At 46.4% G+C, this 21,466-nt stretch carries 21 protein-coding genes and 1 other annotated feature; of the genes, 1 reads left to right on the top strand and 20 read right to left on the bottom strand.

Features of this window, described 5'->3' with window-relative positions:
* Positions 1-69 precede the first annotated feature (69 nt).
* Entirely contained in the window at positions 70-558 is a 489-nt protein-coding gene (locus LCM00_RS05045; RefSeq protein WP_224898515.1) for a dUTP diphosphatase, read from the bottom strand.
* A gap of 166 nt (positions 559-724) precedes the next feature.
* Between LCM00_RS05045 and LCM00_RS05040 the strand changes: the two genes are divergently transcribed.
* A complete protein-coding gene (locus tag LCM00_RS05040; RefSeq protein ID WP_224898513.1) occupies positions 725-1,120 on the top strand; it encodes a sigma-w pathway protein ysdB in 396 nt (131 codons plus the stop codon).
* Positions 1,121-1,275: 155 nt separating this feature from the next.
* Here the strand turns inward: LCM00_RS05040 and LCM00_RS05035 are convergent, their stop codons facing one another.
* From LCM00_RS05035 to hflK, 19 genes are all read right to left on the bottom strand, one after another.
* The gene (locus LCM00_RS05035) at positions 1,276-1,848 is read right to left on the bottom strand and encodes a VTT domain-containing protein (protein WP_224898511.1); all 573 of its coding nucleotides are present in this window, start codon (positions 1,846-1,848) and stop codon (positions 1,276-1,278) included.
* Between the two features lie 63 nt (positions 1,849-1,911).
* Positions 1,912-2,181, bottom strand: coding sequence for a DUF1294 domain-containing protein (locus tag LCM00_RS05030; RefSeq protein WP_224898509.1), 270 nt, complete (start codon positions 2,179-2,181; stop codon positions 1,912-1,914).
* An 80-nt stretch (positions 2,182-2,261) separates the two neighbouring features.
* On the bottom strand, positions 2,262-2,621 hold the full coding sequence (gene rplT, locus LCM00_RS05025; protein WP_009796130.1) for a 50S ribosomal protein L20: 360 nt from the start codon (positions 2,619-2,621) through the stop codon (positions 2,262-2,264).
* Positions 2,622-2,646: 25 nt separating this feature from the next.
* Complete coding sequence (gene rpmI, locus LCM00_RS05020) at positions 2,647-2,847, bottom strand: 50S ribosomal protein L35 (protein ID WP_009796129.1); 201 nt, start codon at positions 2,845-2,847, stop codon at positions 2,647-2,649.
* A 16-nt stretch (positions 2,848-2,863) separates the two neighbouring features.
* Entirely contained in the window at positions 2,864-3,367 is a 504-nt protein-coding gene (gene infC / locus LCM00_RS05015) for a translation initiation factor IF-3 (protein ID WP_022544261.1), read from the bottom strand.
* Positions 3,368-3,514: 147 nt separating this feature from the next.
* Positions 3,515-3,641, bottom strand: a sequence feature (ribosomal protein L20 leader region).
* A gap of 376 nt (positions 3,642-4,017) precedes the next feature.
* Positions 4,018-5,949: a threonine--tRNA ligase gene (gene thrS, locus LCM00_RS05010; protein WP_224898507.1), complete on the bottom strand. Its 1,932-nt coding sequence runs from the start codon at positions 5,947-5,949 to the stop codon at positions 4,018-4,020.
* Positions 5,950-6,582: 633 nt separating this feature from the next.
* Entirely contained in the window at positions 6,583-7,449 is an 867-nt protein-coding gene (locus tag LCM00_RS05005) for a putative sporulation protein YtxC (protein ID WP_224898505.1), read from the bottom strand.
* 228 nt (positions 7,450-7,677) lie between these two features.
* Positions 7,678-8,604 carry a primosomal protein DnaI gene (gene dnaI, locus LCM00_RS05000; RefSeq protein ID WP_224898503.1) on the bottom strand — a complete coding sequence of 309 codons (927 nt, stop codon included), beginning with the start codon at positions 8,602-8,604 and terminating at the stop codon, positions 7,678-7,680.
* A gap of 12 nt (positions 8,605-8,616) precedes the next feature.
* Positions 8,617-10,014: a replication initiation and membrane attachment family protein gene (locus LCM00_RS04995; protein ID WP_224898501.1), complete on the bottom strand. Its 1,398-nt coding sequence runs from the start codon at positions 10,012-10,014 to the stop codon at positions 8,617-8,619.
* Between the two features lie 107 nt (positions 10,015-10,121).
* Positions 10,122-10,580 (bottom strand): transcriptional regulator NrdR, encoded by a 459-nt coding sequence (gene nrdR, locus LCM00_RS04990; protein ID WP_009791377.1) that lies wholly within the window; start codon positions 10,578-10,580, stop codon positions 10,122-10,124.
* Between the two features lie 105 nt (positions 10,581-10,685).
* Positions 10,686-11,087, bottom strand: a complete 402-nt coding sequence (locus tag LCM00_RS04985) for a hypothetical protein (protein WP_224898499.1) — start codon at positions 11,085-11,087, stop codon at positions 10,686-10,688.
* A gap of 342 nt (positions 11,088-11,429) precedes the next feature.
* Positions 11,430-11,810: an adenosylmethionine decarboxylase gene (speD, locus tag LCM00_RS04980; protein WP_009791374.1), complete on the bottom strand. Its 381-nt coding sequence runs from the start codon at positions 11,808-11,810 to the stop codon at positions 11,430-11,432.
* Positions 11,811-12,386: 576 nt separating this feature from the next.
* Positions 12,387-13,418: a glyceraldehyde-3-phosphate dehydrogenase gene (locus LCM00_RS04975; RefSeq protein ID WP_224898497.1), complete on the bottom strand. Its 1,032-nt coding sequence runs from the start codon at positions 13,416-13,418 to the stop codon at positions 12,387-12,389.
* Positions 13,419-13,655: 237 nt separating this feature from the next.
* Positions 13,656-14,270 (bottom strand): dephospho-CoA kinase, encoded by a 615-nt coding sequence (coaE, locus tag LCM00_RS04970; protein ID WP_224898495.1) that lies wholly within the window; start codon positions 14,268-14,270, stop codon positions 13,656-13,658.
* Between the two features lie 21 nt (positions 14,271-14,291).
* On the bottom strand, positions 14,292-14,927 hold the full coding sequence (gene ytaF, locus LCM00_RS04965) for a sporulation membrane protein YtaF (RefSeq protein WP_224898493.1): 636 nt from the start codon (positions 14,925-14,927) through the stop codon (positions 14,292-14,294).
* Positions 14,928-15,716: 789 nt separating this feature from the next.
* On the bottom strand, positions 15,717-16,544 hold the full coding sequence (gene mutM / locus LCM00_RS04960) for a DNA-formamidopyrimidine glycosylase (RefSeq protein WP_224898491.1): 828 nt from the start codon (positions 16,542-16,544) through the stop codon (positions 15,717-15,719).
* Between the two features lie 87 nt (positions 16,545-16,631).
* On the bottom strand, positions 16,632-19,265 hold the full coding sequence (polA, locus tag LCM00_RS04955) for a DNA polymerase I (RefSeq protein ID WP_224898489.1): 2,634 nt from the start codon (positions 19,263-19,265) through the stop codon (positions 16,632-16,634).
* Between the two features lie 197 nt (positions 19,266-19,462).
* A complete protein-coding gene (gene hflC / locus LCM00_RS04950; RefSeq protein WP_224898487.1) occupies positions 19,463-20,398 on the bottom strand; it encodes a protease modulator HflC in 936 nt (311 codons plus the stop codon).
* Positions 20,391-21,359: an FtsH protease activity modulator HflK gene (gene hflK, locus LCM00_RS04945; RefSeq protein ID WP_224898485.1), complete on the bottom strand. Its 969-nt coding sequence runs from the start codon at positions 21,357-21,359 to the stop codon at positions 20,391-20,393. The genes hflC and hflK overlap by 8 nt, the downstream gene beginning before the upstream one ends.
* Between the last annotated feature and the right edge of the window lie 107 nt (positions 21,360-21,466).

Raw genomic sequence — 21,466 nt, 5'->3', positions numbered from 1 at the left:
CTTACTGTCCCATGGTGTAAAAAGAAAAATCCGAATCATTCGGTTTCCTTAATGAGGCAAGGCTATCTGCTAGTATCCCTGGCGCTGCCTCTCATAATTCACTTCATTCTTCTCCACATAAGCCCTCTCGATTTGTTCTTCAGAAAACCCGAGCATTTCTGCAAGGCCTATATATGCGCCAAAAAGCACATTAAAGTCCATGAGGGTCCTGGAAGCACTGAATTTGTCTATCAAATGATAGAGGTTCAGAAACTGATGGGACAGTGATTCGCCCTTTTCCTGCAGCTCAATGGCGGCACCTCCCTCAAATCCGCACTCAATTCCGAGTGACAGGATGAAATGGACGCCGTCGACGAATTCCTCAAGGATCACTGCAGGCTCAGAAGCTGGCTTCTGGCTCCAAAACTTGAAGCACCTTGTTTCATTGGCAAGCTCGCCCAGCTCTACCAAAAGGGCCAGGACCTTTCTGTCAAATAGATTTTCTTCCGTCAATTTATGCTCTGTCTCAATATGATGGTCAAGCGCCTTTTGCATATCAAAAAGTTTGTTGATATTCACAGCAGATAAACATCTCCTTTCAGCTGGTTTCAGAACGACTTGCTGACGGAGATTGACCAGCAAAAATCACCCGTCAGAAAAAATTATAACAAATATAAAAAAGAACGAAACTTTTTTGAGATATATCCGTAAATAAAGATAAAACTGTGACCAGCGGAGGTATTTTATGATGTGGGCGATACGCTTGCTTTTGTTTGCACTCATTTTATTTCTCATCTACACATGCGTTAAATATATAATTAACCCAAAACGGAAGCTCGAGCTTGCCCATGAACAAAAGCGCTATTATTTCCTTGATGACCAGAATAATGTCCGCAAAAATTTCCTGATTACGTATAAGGGCGTCCTGCTTGAGGGGGAGAAATATTTAGGCACCACTGACAATGCTTTTGAGGTTGTTTCCATTTTCATTTGGCCGCATAATCTGTCCTCTCTCAAAGGGATGGTACGGGAAGACTTCCAATTCATTGAAAGAAAAATTTCGGAGCAATATCCCAATGCAAAACTTGATTGGAAGAGCCCCATCAAGGAATTCATGAGCAAAGGCACAGACTCCATTTAATTTTCAGGAAATTCCGAGCCTGAAACTAACATGAAACACTGCTAACGCTAAATTTTACAAAAGGAAGAGGCGCCAATCCTACGGCTGGCGCCTTTTTATCATACAGAAAAAACATTTATACCAAGTCCCCGCCAGCGGTCTGTGCCATGGTCTTCTCATGCTGTTTCCTTGAAAAAATCCCGCCATCCAATGACGCTCATTCTTTCTCTTAGTATATACACTAAAACTCCAAGTATCAGCAGGATTGCCAATGCGGCCGGAAGTGAAAATCGGCTGATGAAACCGCCAAACATGGTATAGCATACCGCCATCGGCAGATTGGTCACCCAGCTGCCCTTCACAAACTCCCCAAACCGTTTATATCGCTCGAGCAGACAAAAAGTGAGCAGATGATAATGAACGAAAGGGATCAGCCTGAGAACAGCCACCTGGCCTGCAGTTAAATTCCTGTATTCCCCGAACCAGCGTTTCTTCAAAGAAGACAGCTTGCTTCGGGCAGCAGGCATCTTTTCCAGCATCCAATAAAAGAGCATATTCCCAAGCAGCAGCCCTGCAGCAGAATAGGCGGTGCCCGCAGCCGTTCCGAATGCCGCTCCTCCAGCTATGCAAATAGCGGCAGCAGGCACGAAAAGAAACTGCCTTATTGTATGAAGCAGAATGAATAAGACCGGAGACAGCCAGCCGCCCGTATGGACAGCGGCCAATACGAGAGACAGCATTTCATTCATGGTTGCCACCTTCTTTGCTGTTAAATCATGATGTTACTTTAACATATAGCAAATGAAGGCAGCTTATGACCAAACGGCAAGCAAATATATACAGACTGCCGCTTCAAGCATGCTCAGGGCCGGCAGCCCGTATTTAAAAGCATCATGCTTTGTTTTATGCCTGAATTTGTTCATGCCGGCGTACATTCCCGGGGCACCGAAAACAAAAGCTATGGTCCAAAGTGTTTTTTCGCTTATCCGATATTGATTTTTCCGTGCTTTTTGTTTATCTGCCCTCATAATAAAAAAGCCTGCTGCATTGATCAGCAGCAAATACAAAGCAGCCCATTCCATTATCAGTCAGCCCCTTTATGTATATTATTGAAAAAAGCCATCCTCATAGCGAGAATGGCTTTTTAAAGGCCTCAGCCTTATTACTTGCTCAGGTTCTGCTTTGCAACAGAAGCTAATTCAGCAAATGCTTTTTCGTCAGCAACTGCAAGTTCAGCAAGCATTTTGCGGTTCACTTCGATGCCTGCAACTTTAAGGCCATGCATCAAACGGCTGTAAGAAAGACCGTTCATGCGGGCAGCCGCATTGATACGAGTGATCCATAGTTTACGGAAGTCGCGCTTTTTCTGGCGACGGTCACGGTATGCATACATTAATGATTTCATAACCTGCTGGTTAGCAACTTTATATAATGTATGTTTTGAACCGAAATAACCTTTGGCTAATTTAAGAACTTTTTTACGACGTTTGCGAGTAACTGTACCGCCTTTTACACGTGGCATATCTTTTCCCTCCTATATTCGGAAATTACTTAATGTTGTCTAGCATATGGCGAATGCGTCTGAAATCGCCTTTGGAAACAATCGCAGCTTTACGAAGCTTACGCTTTTGTTTAGTTGATTTGTTAGCAAATAAGTGGCTAGTGTAAGCGTGAGAACGTTTCAGTTTGCCTGAACCAGTCTTCTTGAAGCGCTTAGCTGTACCGCGGTGAGTTTTCATTTTTGGCATGTGGAATTCCCCCTCTTTACTTGTCGATTTTAGGTGCTAAGACCATGAACATGCTGCGTCCGTCCATTTTCGGATGTGATTCCACAGCTGCAACTTCCTTGCAGGCTTCCGCAAAACGGACTAAAACACGCTGACCAATTTCCTTATGTGTAATCGCACGACCTTTGAATCGGATCGAAGCTTTTACTTTATCGCCCTTTTCCAGGAACTTAATTGCATTTCGCAGCTTTGTATTAAAGTCATGCTCATCAATAGTCGGACTTAAGCGAACTTCTTTGATATTGATAATCTTTTGGTTTTTGCGAGCTTCTTTTTCCTTCTTCTGCTGCTCAAACTTAAACTTTCCATAGTCCATGATGCGGGCTACAGGAGGTTTAGCATTTGGCGCAACAAGAACAACGTCAAGATTTACGCGTGTAGCAATTTCCAGCGCTTCATTCTTGGACTTGATTCCCAATTGCTCGCCATTTTGGTCAATTAGACGAACTTCACGGGCGCGGATGCCCTCGTTTAACAACATATCTTGTTTGCTAATAGTTAGCCACCTCCAAGGTTTTGTGCGAATACAACGTCTGAGTCAAGAGCAGCCGCAAGCTGCAGAACCTGCACCGAATCCCACGCTGCATCCAGCATGACACTGACAATATTACATCATAAAGCTTTATAGACATATAAAAAAGTGCGGATGAAATCACCCACACTTACGAAACGACAAGTTAAAAGCTGTTTCAGTAAAACCTGCCAACTGCTCTTTGCGTCAGCCAGGTGAGAAGCGGGTGCTTCTTCTTTTCCTCAAAGCCGTATTCAATTTACCTAAGTAACTATATCACAAATGATAATTTCGTGTCAAACGAATAGATGTTTTTATCACAACGATTTGAATTCTATCAAAGAAATTGATTTCTTGCAATAGTTTTCGCTTATATTTTTTCTTGATCGTTATAATTTTAGGCTGAATTAAACATTGTTGTTGATTTTGGGCTCATTTAGCCAGATATTCACCCTGCCGCTGTGAAAGCGAGCTTTCTCGGCAGCAGGGTGAATATCTGGCTGCCTTTCAGCACAGCTGAAAGGCGTGTGAACAAGGTTTCACACGAATGAGCCCAAATCAACTTTGCTAACAAAGTTTAACTACTAAAAAGAGAGGCCGAAGCCTCCCTGTAAAAATTGTTATCTCACTGTATCTTCCTTCAGTGAATCCTTGAATACATCAAATGACATGGTCTCAGACTTCTGCTCGCCGTATTTACGGACATTTACCGCACTATCAGAAACTTCTTTGTCCCCAAGAACGAGCATATAAGGGATTTTTTGCATCTGTGCTTCGCGGATTTTGTAGCCGATCTTCTCATTGCGGGCATCCAATTCCACCCTGTAGCCTTGAGCCTGGAGCTCTTCCTGAACCTTTTTCGCATAGTCGAAATGGGCGTCAGGGGAAACCGGGATCACCTGTACCTGTACCGGTGCCAGCCATGTCGGGAATGCCCCCTTATATTCTTCGATAAGGAAAGCTACAAAGCGTTCCATCGTGGAGACGACACCGCGGTGGATGACGACAGGGCGGTGCTGCTTTCCGTCTTCGCCGACATAAGAGAGATCAAAGCGCTCAGGCAGAAGGAAATCGAGCTGGGCAGTGGAAAGTGTTTCTTCTTTGCCTAGCGCTGTTTTTACCATCACGTCCAGCTTAGGCCCGTAAAATGCTGCCTCTCCTTCTGCTTCATAGTAGTCCAGGCCAAGCTCGTCCATCGCTTCCTTCAGCATGGATTGTGCTTTTTCCCACATCTCATCGTCATTGAAGTATTTCTCTGTGTCCTGAGGATCTCGGTAAGACAGGCGGAATGAATAATCTTCAATGTTGAAGTCTTTATATACTTCGAGAATCAGGTGGACGACGCGCTTGAATTCTTCCTTGATCTGGTCCGGGCGCACAAAAATATGGGCATCATTCAAAGTCATCCCGCGCACACGCTGCAGTCCGGACAGCGCACCGGACATTTCATAGCGGTGCATGGTGCCAAGCTCGGCAATCCTGATCGGCAGCTCACGGTAGCTGTGGATGCTGTTTTTATAAATCATCATATGGTGCGGGCAGTTCATCGGGCGGAGGACAAGTTCCTCATTATCCATTTCCATGACAGGGAACATATCTTCCTGGTAGTGGTCCCAGTGTCCGGATGTTTTATAAAGCTCAACATTTGCCATAACCGGCGTATATACATGCTCATAGCCGAGGCGCTGTTCCTTATCAACGATATAGCGCTCGACGATGCGGCGGATGGTTGCACCCTTCGGCAGCCACATTGGCAGCCCCTGGCCGACCTTCTGGGATGTCATGAACAGATCAAGCTCTTTGCCGATCTTCCTATGGTCGCGCTCTTTCGCTTCTTCGAGCAGGCGCAGATGCTCAGCCAGATCTTCTTTCTTAAAGAATGCTGTCCCGTAAATGCGCTGCAGCATCTTATTGTCGCTGTCTCCGCGCCAGTAAGCACCGGCAATGCTGAGCAGCTTGAATTCCTTGATCTTGCCTGTGGAAGGCACATGGACACCGCGGCAAAGGTCTGTGAAATCACCCTGCTCATAAAGAGTGACAGTTTCCCCCTCCGGAATCGCTTCAATCAATTCAAGCTTGTACTCGTCGCCGATTTCCTTGAAGAACTCCACTGCTTCCTCGCGGCTTACTGCTTTTCGATGCACATCAATGTTTTCATTGACAATTTTAGCCATCTCTTTTTCAATCAGGGCCAGGTCTTCTGGAGTCAGTGATTCTTCAAGATCCACATCATAATAGAATCCGCCTTCGATGACAGGGCCTACACCGAATTTGGCGCCCTTGTGCAGGCGTTTGATGGCCTGAGCCATCAAGTGGGCTGTACTGTGGCGAAGAACCTCGAGCGCTTCATCGCTGCCCTGTGTGACGATTTCAATAGAACCATCTTCTTCTATCGGCCTGCGAAGATCGTACATAGTGCCGTTCAGCTTTCCGGCCAGCGCTTTTTTCTTCAATCCCGGGCTGATGGATGCAGCCACATCCTCTGTAGATGTCCCTTTCGGAAATTCCTTTACAGCTCCATCCGGAAAAGTCAATTTAATTACTTCTGACATGAAAATTCCTCCTTATGTGCTTAAAAAACAAAAAACCCGTCCCTAAAGAAGGGACGAGTTGTATTTAACACGTGGTTCCACCCAAATTCCCAGACGCATAAAATCACGCAGTCCGGCTTAGTGAGGGATATAACGGTCCCATGCCCGCCAGCCAATACTTTGACCAATGATAAGCGGCGAATCTCTTCGTCTGCTGCACTCACTCGCGTCCTCACGTATAACCCATACGCTCCGGCGCTCCCTCCCTTGCATCCTTGACCTTCTTGCTTCTCATCGGTCAAAGAGGAGAGAAATGATATGCGGCGAATCTCTTCGTCTGCTGCACTCACTCGCGTCCTCACGTATAACCCATACACTCCGGCGCTCCCTCCCTTGCATCCTTGACCTTCTTGCTTCTCATCAAAGAGGAGAGAAATGATATGCGGCGAATCTCTTCGTCACTCTTGCATCACTGTCTTTTTCCTGGCTGTTGTTCGGAGGCGGTAAGCATTTCATTCGTGCTGGGAAGTTTTCAGCCTTGGCTTCCCTCTCTTTGAACCGTAATGAATACCCTTGTCCTCGTCACTACATTTGTGGTGTTTGAATTATTATGTACGTTATTATAGTAGTTTATCTTGGAAAAATCAAGGGATTTCAGATTTTCTCCCTGCCTGCTGCAGAGAGGATTTTCTTCAGTTCTGTAAAGGCCTCAAGAGGCTGGATGACCACTCTTTCCTCAAAAATATTGCGGACGGTCCTGGCGAGCGGACAGTCTGGTACATCTGAATAAAGAAATATGGCTGACGGCGCCATTGAAAGGAGCGGGGCGATCGTAACAGAATCGACGTAAACAGGATGGTTAAAAAGCAGCCGGCGGTCAACCATCTTCAAGAGCTCAGCCCGCTTGATCTCAATAAGCCCGCCATCGTAAAAGGCAGTCTCCTCCCCCATCACCAGATGTACAGCACTGCGCTTAGGGGCCCTGCCCTTCAGGAAATCCCTCAGCATATGGATGAACATCTGATATTCCTGCTCCATCTTATATTCATCTATGGAAAGCGCTGCATATCGTTCCAGCTGGTCCATCATCGGGCGGAGGCGGAACTTTACAAAAGAGTCGAACGAAAACGAAGAGATGTCCCCTGACATTAATTCTTCAATTGCGAGGCTAAGGCTTTTCTCCGGTCCAGGACCGTCCAGAAAAGCAGACAAATCATCCCTGTTTCCCTCAAGAATGGAATGGATGATATCCATAATCTGCTGCTGCTCTTCCTCATCTTCATAAAAATACCGCTCCGAAAGAATCCTGCGGAACCAGTCATCCTGCTTAGTTTCTATAATGAAGTGTGTCATCGCCCTTTTTACCAGGTCTGCCGTCTCCTGTAATCCGCCCGCTTTGACCTGAACAGTATGCCCGTCTTTAAGCTGAAGTGCTGTTATATTAGAGGATGCTAGTTCAAGCTCCAGGAGATCCTGCAGTTTCCTCGCATCCTGCTGATTTTGGAAAATGATTTCAATCAATCATATCCCCCCTTGTTTATTAAACAATATTCGAAGCTGCAGCAAGCGCCGGGAGATATCCTCTCCTTACCTATACGGCTTCCTTCGTTAATATCCCTGATTCCATGTATATGGGAAACTTGTACAATTTAGAAGCAAATACGGAGCATAACAGGGATAAAAAGGGGGATATATTGTTGGAGACAAAATTAAAAAACTGCCTTACAAGGCAGTTTTCAGAATCACTCTTTATACACGGCGGTTCGGCCCGTCAACCAGGACCGGCTCAGACAAGTAGCGGATGCGCTCCATGATCCGGCGCGCTTTCATTTTTTCTTCTTCGCCGCGCTGGCTGTAGGTCAGGTGGTGCTCCAGCCCCTGCATATCAAAATTGGATGTAAAGAAGGTTGGCAGGTTCTCCAGCATCCTGAACTGCAGGATTGGTCCTAACACCTCGTCCCTTGTCCAGCTTGACATCGTTTCGGCGCCAATATCATCAAGCATCAGGATCGGCTCGCGCTTAATGGCCTCAAGCTTTTCATTTAAGGTTGAATCTCCAATACTGCTTTTCATTTCCCTTAAAAGCTCAGGGACATAGACGATCATGGACGAGATCTTTTTCTTCGCAAGCTCATTGGCGATTGCACCAAGCAGGAAGGACTTGCCTACTCCGAACTTACCGTAAAAATAAAGCCCCTTCTGCCTTGTGCCCGGCTGATAATTTTCGACGAAGCTTTCCGCTTTATCAACCGCATCCAGTCTGGTATCAAGGTATACATCAGCGAAGGAGGCGCTGACAATCTCTTTTGGAATATACAGGCTCCGGATCAGCTTCTCATTTTTCTTCCGCTCATCATGTATCACCTTGCGCGGGCAGCGGTTGTATTGGACATCAATGATCCCCCTCCTGATGACCAGTTCAGGATGATACCCCTGCATCATATTCTTGCATTCCCCAAGGCTTGGGCACTCTCTGCATTCCTTGCTCTGCTGGGCATACTCCGAGAGCTTGATCATGCTTCTTTCTGCCATTTCATTTGTAATTTCTGCGCGATGCTCCTGCAAAAAAGCTTTTACATCAGGATGGGAGAAAATTTCCTTCTTTTGCTGCTCGTACCTTTTTTGAAAACTTTCGTTACCTGCAAGTTTTTTCAATGTCTCATTGATCCTTTCCATGCTGCCACCTCCTTATTTCCTATATTTTTTAAGCCTTTCCTCTAAGGCCCGTCTTTTTGCCTCATACTCCGAGTCATTGGCGGCCGCTGCTTTTTGCGGCTGCTCTTCCTGCTGCTCATCAAACCAGTCAGGCAGTGCTTCTTTTCTGATCGGCTTTTTCGCTGAAGCAGGCTTTGCCTTTTTGCCTTCTGCCCACTCCAGATACTGGCGGTGTTCATTTTTGGCCAGCATCATTGCTTCTTTGACCGTTTTAATCTGTTTTCTGGCCCAATGCCCGGCAATCTTCTCTACATAGGCTTTCGTGAGCTTCATATCTGTCTTTAGCATAACATACTGAATTAGAACATTAGCAACGCCAGGGTGCAGCTTCTGCTGAAACATAACATCCTCAATGATCTGCAGATCTCCTTTGGAAGGATCTGCCCCGCCGGAGATGTCCTTTAACAGCTGGCGCGGAGAAGTGGTCTCCATATATCTGATCAATTCTTCTTCCTGTGTTTTCGGCTCAGCGGCCTGAACCTGATGGATGCCTGGCTGGATCCGGTCTATAAGGGACGGCAGCTGGTCCTGATGCTCAAATTGGTACCAGTCACGTGCGGATTTCCGCAGCTCTTCAATATTAATATCATTATCTTCCGTCATGGCACTGATCAGGATGTTTTTCATCTGCAGGGCATCAATCCCATAAAGAAAGGACAGGTTGCTGATTGCCTCGCGGACCTTCGGGGTCAGCGCCGACTTGGGAAGCAGAGACTCATTCAAGCCCGCTGCAAGCAGCTCAAAATCAAAGGATGACCCGTCGATTTTTATCTCTTCAGGGCTTGTTCTGCCTATGAAGGTAAAACCCTCTTCAAGAGACAGATCCCTTCCTGTATCCTGGTCAGGGGAGAAAGCTGCAGGATGGCCTGATTCATATACATCCTGAAAGGCTTTAGTCACTTCATCATAACCCTGCATCATACCGGAATCATGGTCACAGAAAAATCGCTTAAGCCTCAGAAACTGATTTTTGCCGATTTTTCGATACAAATAGATGTTAAGCATACCATCCAGGAAAAACTGCTCCGGACTCAGCGGCGGCTGCAGTTCGTATATAAAAGAGCGGCTGCCTTCATCATTTTTCACAAAAGCTTTCAAAAGACCAATTCCTTCAAGCTTCAGTCTTGCTTCATAAATATCCTTTAAGTTCATCCCCATGAAATTCATCAGGCTATGATGGCTGTTTGATTGTGACCAGAGCCTGTTTTCCTCCAGTTCAGCCCATAAAGTCATATATAAACTGAGACAGGAAGCCCCGATTAAGGGCTGATACAACAAAGTCAGTACCTTTCGGTCATACTCATGCAAAAGACCGCTCGCGGCCACTGCATAGCGGTCAATCGGAAGCATTTCTTGCCAATGCTGAGTCATAGCTGCCAACCTTTCTCCGATCTTTGGGAAACCAGCCAAAAAAGAGCCAAAGACAGTCTTTAGCTCGGCTCTGGCTGCAGGCACCTCAGTGCATCACTTCCAAAAAATCATTGTTCTTTTTTGATCAATTCTTTCAGCTCATCGATAAATACGTTGATATCCTTGAATTGCCGGTAAACAGAGGCAAACCTGACATAAGCAACCTCGTCAATTTTGGCCAGTCTGTCCATGACCATTTCACCGATAAATTCGCTTTTTATTTCAGAAACCCCCTGGCTGCGAAGCTCCTTCTCCACTTCTGATGTCACTTCTTCAAGCTCCTTAAGGGCAACAGGACGTTTTTCGCAGGCCTTGATCAGGCCCCTCAGCATCTTATCGCGGCTAAACTCCTCGCGTGTGCCTTCCTTTTTTACGACAATGAGGGGGATCTCCTCCACCTTCTCGAATGTAGTGAAGCGATAGCCGCATTTCTCGCACTCCCGCCTTCTTCGAATGGAACGGCCGTCATCGACCGGACGGGAATCAAGGACGCGTGTATTGTTATTCTGGCATGAAGGGCATTTCATACAATCAGCTCCGTATCCTCATTCATGTACTTGCTGGCCGTTTCTCTGCACGAAGGCCATTCTGTTTCTATCATATAAAAAACACATCAGCGGTACAAGCTTCCGCTATTCAGCATTCCTGCCGGAACCAAGATATGTAAGCTCTTTATCCAGCCTGCTGTAGAAACCTGTGATTTCCTTTTTCAAGGCAGGAAATGCTCCAGTAGGAGAAAATTGCTCAGTCGATATATTTACATCAATGGCAGACTCCATTCCCCTTACAGACACAATGGTGATAATGGCAAAGTACTTTCTGCCGCGGGTAATTTCCGCAGCCATTTCTCCATGCTCCTTGGCAGAGCTGATCATTTTCACGCTGGGATCCTTCCTCAAAACGTTTTCTGCAGTTTCAAAAGCCTTATTAAAGCTGGCCTTATAGTATCTTGTCCGCAGATTCTCATCCCGATGGCTTTCACTTGTTTCACACTGTTTTTGAAAGCGGCCGAAAACTGTCCGAAAAATTGACATCCATTCATCCTCCGAGTTATCACTTTTCTTTATTTTAACACAAGAAAAGCGCAAGCGCCTTGCCAAAAATGGAACACAGACTAAGAACGCCGGGTCCTGTGGCAGCGTCTGCATGACCAGCTTCCTGGATGCCTCAGCACGACTCTCCCGGAAAGGCGCTCTTTGCCTTTTGGGGAAGGCCGGCTTGTGACCTTTAGGGGGCAGGCGCTGAGCTAGGCAGTAACCGCAGCTGTAAAAACCATCTATTTTTTTTTAGAGACCGTGCTGCCTGCTGTCCGGCCAATATAAAAAGAGGTGTACGGATACACCCCTTTGATTTGTCAGTTTATCAGTTTGTCATTTTCATAGTGCGTTTGCTTGAGCTTGCTTAACTTGAACAGGACCCATACCGCGAGGAATTTCGATATTCTCACGCGTTTGAGCGCCTAACTCTTCTGCAATATAATCTGCAGCAATGTTAGGATCAAGATCTCCGCATGTGTATACATCAATGCTTGCATAGCCATGCTCCGGGAAGCTGTGGATGGTTAGATGAGATTCGGAAATGATTACCACTCCGCTTACACCCTGCGGCGCAAACTTGTGGAACGCGACTTCGCGGATTTCTGCACCAGATTTCAATGCAGCCCCTACAAATGTCTGTTCAATAAATTCCATATCATTCAACTTTTCAAAATCGCAGCCCCATAGCTCTGAAATAACATGACGGCCCATTGTTTCCATATTCAAATTTCCCCCTTTTTAAAAATACAAGCGAATTAATGAGCTTCTTCATTTTTACTGGCCAACAACTACCACGGGGGAAAGTTAGTCCAGAGAGGTCCTAACCCTTTAAGTAGCCATCACTGCCAAAATTCAAGAAGTTCACGAGGAATAGTATACTTTGTTTATATTTTTTTTGCAACAGGAGTTTTTGATTTTTTTAGATGTGCAGTTTGTCTTGAATAATAGATGGAAAAAGACTGGAATAAGCCTTAAAAAGCTGGTTTTTGGAGGGGTTAGCTTTAGGTATGGGGGTTGATTTCCGTTCCAGGCACTTCGCTTTCCGCGGGGCGGCGCTGAGCCTCCTCAGAGCAAGCTCTTGCGGGGTCTCAGCTTTGCCGCTGCAATCCCGCAGGAGTCTTCGTGCCTTCCACTGCAATCAACTGGTTTTTAAAAATTTTTAAAGGCAAAAGCCTAATACAAGCTGAATTCAAAAAAAAATAAAAATAAGGGGTACGGAATAGTTTTCCCGTTCCCCTGTTTTCTAATTAAGCATGCTTTAATAAACAAGTATTGGCTTACAATTTTCCGGTATGGTCAGCCTGCTTTTACTTCTGTTAGTTTAGCCATTTTTCCGGCGACGAAGTTGACGAGGTCGACGACACGGCAGGAGTAGCCCCATTCGTTGTCATACCAGGCGAGCACTTTTACTTTATTGGGGCCGATGACCATTGTTGAAAGGCCGTCAATGATGGCAGAATGTTCATTTGTATTAAAGTCGACAGATACGAGCGGCTCTGCTGTGATATCCAGAATGCCCTTCATGCTTCCTCTGGCTGCAGCTTCAAAGGCATCGTTGATTTCGTCGGCCGTCACTTCTTTATTCAGGTCCACCACAAGGTCAACCAAGGACACATTTGGCGTCGGCACACGGAGGGCCATTCCATGAAGCTTGCCCTTCAGCTGGGGCAGGACGAGGGAAAGGGCTTTGGCAGCGCCTGTCGATGTCGGAATGATCGATTGTCCGCATGCTCGTGCACGGCGCAGGTCCTTATGCGGATTGTCGATATTTTTCTGATCGTTTGTGTAGGCATGGACGGTAGTCATCAGTCCGTTTTCAATCCCGAACTTTTCATCAAGCACCTTTGCGACAGGCGCCAGGCAATTTGTGGTGCAAGATGCGTTAGAAATGATGTCATGCTCATATATATTTAATGCGCTTTCATTTACTCCCATCACAATGGTAACATCCTCATTTTTACCCGGGGCAGTCAGTATAACCTTTTTAGCCCCTGCCTCTAAATGGAGCGCTGCTTTTTCGCGGGAATTGAATTTGCCTGTTGCTTCAATGACAATATCGATTTCCAGGTCCCTCCACGGGAGTTCAAGGGGATCTCTGCTTGCCAGCAGCCTGATGCGCTTCCCGTTTACGACAATTGCATTATTTTCAGGAATCACTTCACCTTCAAACATACCGTGATTCGTATCATATTTGATTAAATGAGCCAGAGTTTCAGCAGGATAGCTGGCGTTGATTGCTGCAATTTCAAGATTTTCCTCCATAATTGCCTTTCTGAACACCATTCTTCCGATCCTTCCAAAACCATTAATCGCTATTCTCGCCATCATTATACGGCCCCTTCCGAATAAGTGTTATACTTTAGCTGTTTATCCTTACGATTAGTATAACATATATAAAAGCTTTTGTGCTCATGATTGTGCACATTTTCAAAAAGTCTAATTATTCAGAATAATACTTTTGGACCTTAGTTCAATATAGTCTGCTTCATGCCTTTTATGAACGGAAAGACCAAAGAAAAAGCTATAAACATTTAGCTTCATTAAGCATAAAAAAGAGGGAAGGCATCAGCTCTTCCCCTTTTCCTCCGGCTGCCACTGATCCAGCAGCTCCAACAACTGCTCCCTCGTCTCTTCAAGGGTGCCATTATTATTAATGACGGCATCTGCCAGCCTGACTTTTTCAGAAAGAGGCATTTGAGAATTGATTCGTGCCTCCGCTTCTTCCTCACTTAAAGAATTCCGGTTCATCAGACGCCTCAGCTGAGTTTCCCCATTTGTATAAACAAGCAATGTTTTATCAGCCAAATGTTCCAGCTTGCTTTCGAACAGCAGCGGTATATCCAGCACTACAAGCTGCTCCCCTTTTTGGATGGCCTGTTCTTTTTTCTCCAGCATCCTTTTACGGACAGCAGGATGGACGATCGCATTAAGAGCAAGCCGTTCCTCTTCATTATGAAAAATGATAGCGCCTAGCTTTGTACGGTCAATTTCTCCATCGGGCTGCAGTATCTCGGTTCCAAAGCGGCTGACAATACCATCATAGGCTTCTTCTCCCTTTTCCACCGCAAGCCTTGCTTCCAAGTCTGCATCAATGACCGTAATCCCTTTTTCCATCAGCATGGCGGATACGGTACTTTTTCCGCTGGCGATGCCTCCGGTCAACCCTATTACTAACGGCATATTCTGTCCTTTCCGGACTCGTTATATTTTCCAGATTCCAATGACGATCAGCAAAAGCCCAGGTATGAAAGAAAACCGCTGCACCCAGCTGCTGTGGCTGAAAATGGCGCCGATCTTCATTCCAGCAAAAACAAAAAGCGAGCTCATCGCAGCCACCGCGGCGGCTAGATAGCCAGGAGAATAGCCCAGCATAGCGGCTCCTATCCCGGCTCCAAATGCATCCAAAGATAAGGCAAGGCCCAGCATAAATGCTTCAATCCCTGTAATCGTGCCAGATTTGTCAAAATCGGCAGCCATCGGCTTTTGCAGGATGTTTATAACAAGACCTAATGATTTAATTTCAAAATTAACAATTGTTTTTTCGTGGGGAAGTACATCCTTTGATTTTTCCGGACGGAAAAACTGGTATAAGACCCAGGCTCCAAGGAGAATCAAAAGAATTCCGCCAAGACTCTCGGCAGCTTGAGGTGAGAGAAAACTCTCGATCACATGGCCGATGGTCATTGCTGTTATAAGCGTGATAGCCGAACAGCAGGCAATAATCAAAATCGACTTTAAGGGTATGCTCATTTTCCTTAACCCATATGTCAAGCCAACACTGAAACTGTCAAGACTGACAGCAAATGCAAGCATAAGAAGTGAGAGAGTGTGTACCATGGATCATGCTCCTTCCTCCTGTAAATCGCTAGGATAGTATATGGAAGAAGCCAATCCAATGTTATTAGAAATGCGGAAGCGGCTTGCCCAGGGACGACAAGCATAAGGCGCATAGGAATAAAAGGCGTTCTTTGCCTTTAATTCCTGGGTGACTTATGACTCGAGTCCCTAGCCGCTGCAGCTGGACAATCGAAAGGCGGAGGGCGCTTGCTCACTGAGGAACGCAGACTAAGAACGCCACGTCCTGTGGCAACGTCTGCATGACCCACATCCTGTGGGCCTCAAGCATAAGACAAGCAGGACGGAAGGTTGTTCTTTAACCTTCTGGCCTGATTGGCTTATGACTCGAGGGGCTATGCCCGCAGCTGGACAAATCGAAATGCGGAAGCGGCTTGCTCAGAGCCGACAAGCATAAGACGCTTTGGAATTGAAGGCGTTCTTTGCCTTCGGTTCCAAAGCGGCTTATGACTCGAGGCTCTAGCCGCTGGAGCTGGACAATCGAAATGCGGAAGCGGCTTGCCCAGGGACGACAAGCATAAGGCGCCCAGGAATAAAAGGCGTTCTTTGCCTATAATTCCTGGGTGACTTATGACTCGAGTCCCTAGCCGCTGCAGCTGGACAATCGAAATGCGGAGGGCGCTTGCTCAGCCCCGACAAGCATAAGACAAGCAGGACGGAAGGTTGTTCTTTAACCTTCTGGCCTGATTGGCTTATGACTCGAGGGGCTAGCGCCCGCAGCTGGACAATCGAAATGCGGAAGCGGCTTGCCCAGCCCCTATAAAGACTCCCCTACTTCACCTGGCACACAGGGCAGAAGACTGTGCCCCGCCCGCCGACGATTATTCTTTCGAGTGTGCTGCCGCACGATTTGCATTCCTCTCCTTTTCGCCCGTAGACGAAAAGCTCGAGCTGGAACATGCCGATCTGGCCCTGTGAATTCACATAAGACCTGATGGTGCTTCCCCCCTTCTCAACTGCTTCAGAAAGTGTGGCGACAATCTCCTTATGCAGCCTGCCGATTTCATCATCAGAAAGAGAACTGGCCAGCCTTTCAGGGTGGATGCCTGCTCTGAACAGCGCCTCATCCACATATATATTCCCAAGTCCGACGACTGCTTTCTGATCTAAAAGGGCAGTTTTGACCGCTCTATTGGTGCCGGCCAGCCGCTGCTGCAGAAACCGGGGAGTAAATTCTTCCGAAAACGGCTCAGGCCCCAGCTGGGACAGGGGCAGACTCGCAAATTCCTCTCCCTTGGCAAACAGATGCATTGTCCCGAACTTCCTTACATCCCTGTAGCGGAGTTCAGAGCCGTCTGTGAAATGGAAGATAACATGGGTATGCTTATCCTTGTCCTCTTCTTTTGAATAGAGAGCATACTTGCCTTCCATGCGAAGATGGGAAACCAAAGCATAATCATCTGTGTAAATGATCAAGAATTTTCCCCGCCTCCCGACATCCAGGATATTCTGTCCGGCAAGGGCATCGGCAAACTGCTCAGCTTCGCCTGGCTGCTTGATCATCTTCGGCCAATGGATGGACACCTGCTCGATTTCTTTGCCGCTGACAAGCTCTTTCAATGTTTTCCTGACTGTTTCTACTTCAGGCAATTCAGGCATGATTCATTCTCCTTTCTTCTATCTGCGGGCCCCGACTGTTGGGAAGGAAGAAAGCGCCCGGCTGTACCAAGCGCTTGCTTCTTCCTACTATTTTGCATCAAACCATGTCGGCCCGTATGAGAAGTCGACCTTTAGCGGGACATCCAGATCTACTGTATTTTCCATCACGTCGGGCACAATTCTCTTCAGTACCTCAATTTCTTCCTCAGGCGCCTCAAAGATCAATTCATCGTGCACCGATAAAAGAAGGCGGGCCTGCAGTCCTTCTTCACGAAGCCGATCGGCCATGTCAATCATGGCTTTCTTGATGACATCGGCAGCACTGCCCTGTATCGGCGTATTCATGGCTGTACGCTCTGCAAAGCTTCTTAGATTGAAATTCCGGCTTGTAATCTCAGGAAGATATCTTCTTCTATGAAGAAGGGTCGAAACATATCCCTTCTGTTTTGCCTCCTGGATGATATCGTCCATATACTCGCGGACTCCAGGATAGCTTTCCAGGTAACGGTCGATGAACTGCCCGGCTTCCTTCCTTGTAATTCCGAGGCTTTGCGACAGCCCATAATCGCTTATTCCATATACAATCCCAAAGTTGACTGCTTTAGCGTGGCGCCTCATGTTTGAAGTCACTTCGCCTTCTGAAACATGGAATACCTCCATAGCTGTCTTTGTATGGACATCCTGATCTTCACGGAAAGCTTCGATCAGCTTATCATCGCCAGCAATATGCGCAAGCACCCTTAGCTCGATCTGGGAATAGTCGGCAGCAAAAATGACCCAGCCTTTTTCAGAAGGTACAAATGCCTGCCTGATCTTTCTGCCCTCTTCCAGCCGGATCGGGATATTCTGCAGGTTCGGATCCGTCGAGCTGAGGCGCCCCGTTTGTGTGAGTGCCTGATTAAAGCGGGTATGAACCTTCCCTGTTTTCTTGTCCGTCACCTTCAGCAGCCCTTCGATATAAGTCGACTGCAGTTTGCCGAGCTGCCTGTACTGCAGGATCTCCCTGATGATTCCATGCTTCTCTTCCAGCTTTTCCAGAACATCAGCAGAAGTAGAATACCCTGTCTTTGTCTTTTTAACAGGAGGCAGGCCCAGCTTTTCAAAGAGGATGACCCCAAGCTGCTTAGGAGAATTAATGTTGAAAGCCTCGCCCGCGAGCTCGTGGATGCGCTCTTCAATATCGCCCAGCTTCTGATTGATCTGTTCTCCCATCGCCTGAAGCCTTTCAAGGTCGACTTTGACGCCCTGCGACTCCATATCAGCCAGAATAAGCGAAAGCGGCATTTCCAGATCATAAAAAAGCTCATACTGCCGATTTTCCTTTAACTCATCTTCAAGCTTGTCCCTAAGGGCTTCCAGTGCTGCAGCTTTTCTGGCAAGATGCCCCGCCAGCTCTTCCTGTGCAGGAATTTTTCTTTTTGCACCCTTCCCGTAGACAGCATCATCCGTCTGTACACCATTGTACCCATGGCGTTTAGCAACAGAAGCAAAGTCTTCGATTGATTCTGACGGATTGATGATATAGGAAGCGATAAGAAGGTCAAACTCCACTCCTTTTAAGTGGATGCCGTGATGGCGCAGGGAAACCTCCGTTCGCTTGGCATCATAGACAATCTTCTTTTTAGACTCGTCCTCGGCCCATTTCTTAAAGGCCTCAGAATTTAAAGCAAGCTCAACAGGAATAAAATAGACTCCATTTCCGCTTGCTGCCGAGAAGCCGGCTATTTCGGCAGTATGATAATTCTCTTCAAGCATCTCGACATAAAAAGCAGTTTCGTCTGCAAATAAATCGTCAAGGATATTTTCTGCTGTTTCAAACTGGACATCCTCAAGGGGCGCAGCAGTTTCTTCTGGTAATTCCCCGCCGATCTTCTCAAGAAGCGAGTTGAATCCGAGATCTTTGAAAAGAGTAACGACTTTGGCCTGGTCGTAGCCTGAATAGCCCGCATCCTCTACCTTCACTTCAACAGGCGCTTCCCTTGTGATGGTGGCAAGCTCCTTGCTCATCACTGCCAGATCCTTATGCTCCTCAAGCTTTTCCTTCAGCTTCTGGCCGCTTACACGATCGATTGATCCAAGCAGATTTTCAAGCGTCTCAAACTCCTTCAGCAGCTTGATGGCTGTTTTCTCTCCTACACCGGGCACTCCTGGGATATTGTCTGAGCTGTCCCCCATCAGGCCTTTCATATCAATGATCTGGCCAGGCGACAGGCCATATTTTTCCCGGATATGTTCCGGAGTATATTCTTCGATATCGGTTATTCCCTTGCGGGTGATTCCAACGGTAGTATGTTCAGAGCTTAGCTGGGTCAAATCCTTATCCCCGGAAATGACTTTCACCTCGAAGCCCTCCTGCTCTGCCTGGAGGGAAAGGGTGCCGATGATATCATCCGCCTCATAATTCTCAAGCTCATAGCGCGGAATCTGATAAGCATCAAGCAAATCACGGATGAACGGGAATTGTTCAGACAGCTCCGGCGGAGTTTTTTGCCTGCCCCCCTTATACTCAGTGAATGTTTTATGGCGGAAGGTTGTTTTTCCTGCATCAAAAGCAACCAGAATATGAGAAGGATCTTCATCCTCCAGGATGCGCATGAGCATCATAGTAAAACCGTAAACCGCATTTGTATGTATGCCTTTGTCATTATTCAGCAGCGGAAGCGCGAAAAAGGCCCTGTATGCAATACTGTTTCCATCAATCAATACAAGCTTTTTAGCCAATGGTCCATCCTCCTTGCAGCATAGTTCTTGAAAGCCCGGGAAGCGCACTCTTGTCAGCGCCGCCTCATTCTTCAGCCAGCCAAAATTAGCCTTCAGACTGGCAGAAAAAAAAGCAAAACAAAAAAACCGTTATTCTTCTTTCATTTTATCACGACTGGATAAAGAAAGAAAAATAACGGCGCGCAGCTATTTGACTGCTAGTTTGTATACCCCATCAGCAGGCGGGCATACGGTGAATCGGAAGGAAGCACAATGACAGACTCCCCATTGATCGTCTTTTTATAAGATTGAAGTGTTCTATATAGAGAGTAGAATTCAGGATCCTTTGAAAAAGACTGATTGTAGATGCGGGCAGCTTCTGCCTCGCCCTCCGCACGGATGGTTTCTGCTTCAGCCTGTGCCTTTGAGAGCATTTCCTTAACGTTCATGTCAGTTTCCGCAACGATCCTGTTATTCTGTGCATCTCCCTGGGAAAGATATTCCTGCGCCTTAGTATCCCGCTCAGAAATCATCCTTGTATAAACAGATTGCTCATTTTCGCTTGGCAGATCGGTCCTTTTCATCCTGACATCTGTCACAACGATCCCGTACTGGTCCCTGGACAGCATCTCATTCACCTGCTCAGTGATCCTGTCATTGATTGAACCGCGGGAAGAGGCTTCATCATCAGTGATGATTTCGTCATATTCCAAATTCCCAAGCTCTGCCCTTACCACCGAGTAGATGAATTCTTCCATCCTTGATTCTGCTTTTTCCATCGTCTGGGCATTTGCGATCAGCTTCTTGGGATCCTCGATTCTCCAAACGGCATAATTATCAATGATGATCCTTTTCTTGTCTTTCGTATTGATTTCCGCCTCATTGACATCATATGTCATCTGATACTTCGGCAGGGAAGTGACACTCTGGATGAAAGGAAGTTTATAGCTGAGTCCGGGATCCTTCTCAATCCTGACTACCTCTCCAAACTGGCGGATAACCCTGTACTCACCTTCCTTCACGATAAAAAGGTTGGCAAAGATCAGGATCAGTGCCGCGATGACCACAACCAGAAAAATTCCTGCTTTAATATAGCTGCGCCATTGGAACCCGTTTCCGCGCTCATTTATATTCACTACATTCTGATCATCCATTGCTTTCACTTCCTTCCTCTGCCGGTGCCTTAGGCTGCTCCTTCTCAAGTGGCCTGATCGGGAAATATTTCATCGTATTGCCGTCATCATTCATGATATAGATTTCAGCACCTGGAAGAACCTGCTCAAGCGTTTCGAGTACCAGCCTCTCCCTTGTTATTTCAGGGCTGTTCTTATATTCTGCATAAAGCTTGTTGAATACTGCTACATCACCAGTCGCTCCCTGGATCCTTGCAGTTTTATCTCCTTTTGCCTTGGAGATCATGGCATCCTCTTCACCGGCTGCCTCATTCATTCTTTTATTCTTATATTTTTTAGCTTCATTTATTTTAGTATTCATTGTCTCACGGGCATCTGTCACATTGGTGAACGCCTTGCGGACTTCATCATTGGGAAGTTCGACATCCTGGAGTTTGACTGCCAGTATCGATATGCCAATATCATATTTTTCAATTAAAGATGTCAGCATCTCCCTGACATCCCCTTCGATTTGCGCCTTGCCTGAGGTTAAGGCGTCGTCGATCTTAGAATTGCCTATGATGCTTCTTAATGAGGCAGAAGTAGCATCATACATGACTTCTTCAGGATTATCAGCATTAAAAAGAAATTTTTCAGGATTTGTAATTTTCCATTGCACCACAAGGTCTGCATGGACAATGTTCTCATCCCCTGTAATCATCTTTGTATCTTTAGGATGTTCCTTTACCTTCCCATCTTTTTCTTCATAGCCGAATTGAAGGCTGAAGGTTTCCTTTGATAGCTTTTCTACTGATTGAATAGGCCAAGGCATTTTAAAATGCAGTCCAGGCTCATTGATGCCCTGTTCCACTTCACCGAAAGTCAATATGACAGCCTGTTCAGATTCGTCGACTGTATACCAGGTGGTGAATGCTGCAATGCTTAGTATGATAATCAGGACCACGAGGCCTGATATCGTATAAATCCTTTTTAAGCTGACCATTCCCTGCTCACCCTTTCTGTTTTTATCTCTGCCTGTTAATACGGCTATATAACAGAAAGGTTTCAATAAGATTACAAAAAAAGCAGAAGAAACGGCGAAAGACGAAA

Origin of the sequence: Bacillus infantis, from assembly GCF_020171945.1 — a bacterium.
GTDB lineage: Bacteria > Bacillota > Bacilli > Bacillales > Cytobacillaceae > Bacillus_AB > Bacillus_AB infantis_A.
The sequence above is the reverse complement of the archived record's forward strand: the minus strand, read 5'-3'. Positions and strand labels throughout refer to the sequence as shown.

Bases quoted from the DNA above. Each gene is read 5' to 3' on its own strand.
- rplT (WP_009796130.1), bottom strand. From the start codon at position 2,621: ATGCCACGTGTAAAAGGCGGTACAGTTACTCGCAAACGTCGTAAAAAA.
- dnaI (WP_224898503.1), bottom strand. From the start codon at position 8,604: ATGGAAAGGATCAATGAGACATTGAAAAAACTTGCAGGTAACGAAAGT.
- speD (WP_009791374.1), bottom strand. From the start codon at position 11,810: ATGGAAACAATGGGCCGTCATGTTATTTCAGAGCTATGGGGCTGCGAT.
- LCM00_RS04975 (WP_224898497.1), bottom strand. From the start codon at position 13,418: ATGATGGCGAGAATAGCGATTAATGGTTTTGGAAGGATCGGAAGAATG.
- hflC (WP_224898487.1), bottom strand. From the start codon at position 20,398: ATGGATGATCAGAATGTAGTGAATATAAATGAGCGCGGAAACGGGTTC.
- LCM00_RS05040 (WP_224898513.1), top strand. From the start codon at position 725: ATGATGTGGGCGATACGCTTGCTTTTGTTTGCACTCATTTTATTTCTC.
- LCM00_RS04985 (WP_224898499.1), bottom strand. From the start codon at position 11,087: ATGTCAATTTTTCGGACAGTTTTCGGCCGCTTTCAAAAACAGTGTGAA.
- infC (WP_022544261.1), bottom strand. From the start codon at position 3,367: ATGTTGTTAAACGAGGGCATCCGCGCCCGTGAAGTTCGTCTAATTGAC.
- LCM00_RS04995 (WP_224898501.1), bottom strand. From the start codon at position 10,014: ATGACTCAGCATTGGCAAGAAATGCTTCCGATTGACCGCTATGCAGTG.
- mutM (WP_224898491.1), bottom strand. From the start codon at position 16,544: ATGCCTGAATTGCCTGAAGTAGAAACAGTCAGGAAAACATTGAAAGAG.
- rpmI (WP_009796129.1), bottom strand. From the start codon at position 2,847: ATGCCAAAAATGAAAACTCACCGCGGTACAGCTAAGCGCTTCAAGAAG.
- LCM00_RS05030 (WP_224898509.1), bottom strand. From the start codon at position 2,181: ATGGAATGGGCTGCTTTGTATTTGCTGCTGATCAATGCAGCAGGCTTT.
- ytaF (WP_224898493.1), bottom strand. From the start codon at position 14,927: ATGGTACACACTCTCTCACTTCTTATGCTTGCATTTGCTGTCAGTCTT.
- hflK (WP_224898485.1), bottom strand. From the start codon at position 21,359: ATGGTCAGCTTAAAAAGGATTTATACGATATCAGGCCTCGTGGTCCTG.
- LCM00_RS05035 (WP_224898511.1), bottom strand. From the start codon at position 1,848: ATGAATGAAATGCTGTCTCTCGTATTGGCCGCTGTCCATACGGGCGGC.
- coaE (WP_224898495.1), bottom strand. From the start codon at position 14,270: ATGCCGTTAGTAATAGGGTTGACCGGAGGCATCGCCAGCGGAAAAAGT.
- nrdR (WP_009791377.1), bottom strand. From the start codon at position 10,580: ATGAAATGCCCTTCATGCCAGAATAACAATACACGCGTCCTTGATTCC.
- thrS (WP_224898507.1), bottom strand. From the start codon at position 5,949: ATGTCAGAAGTAATTAAATTGACTTTTCCGGATGGAGCTGTAAAGGAA.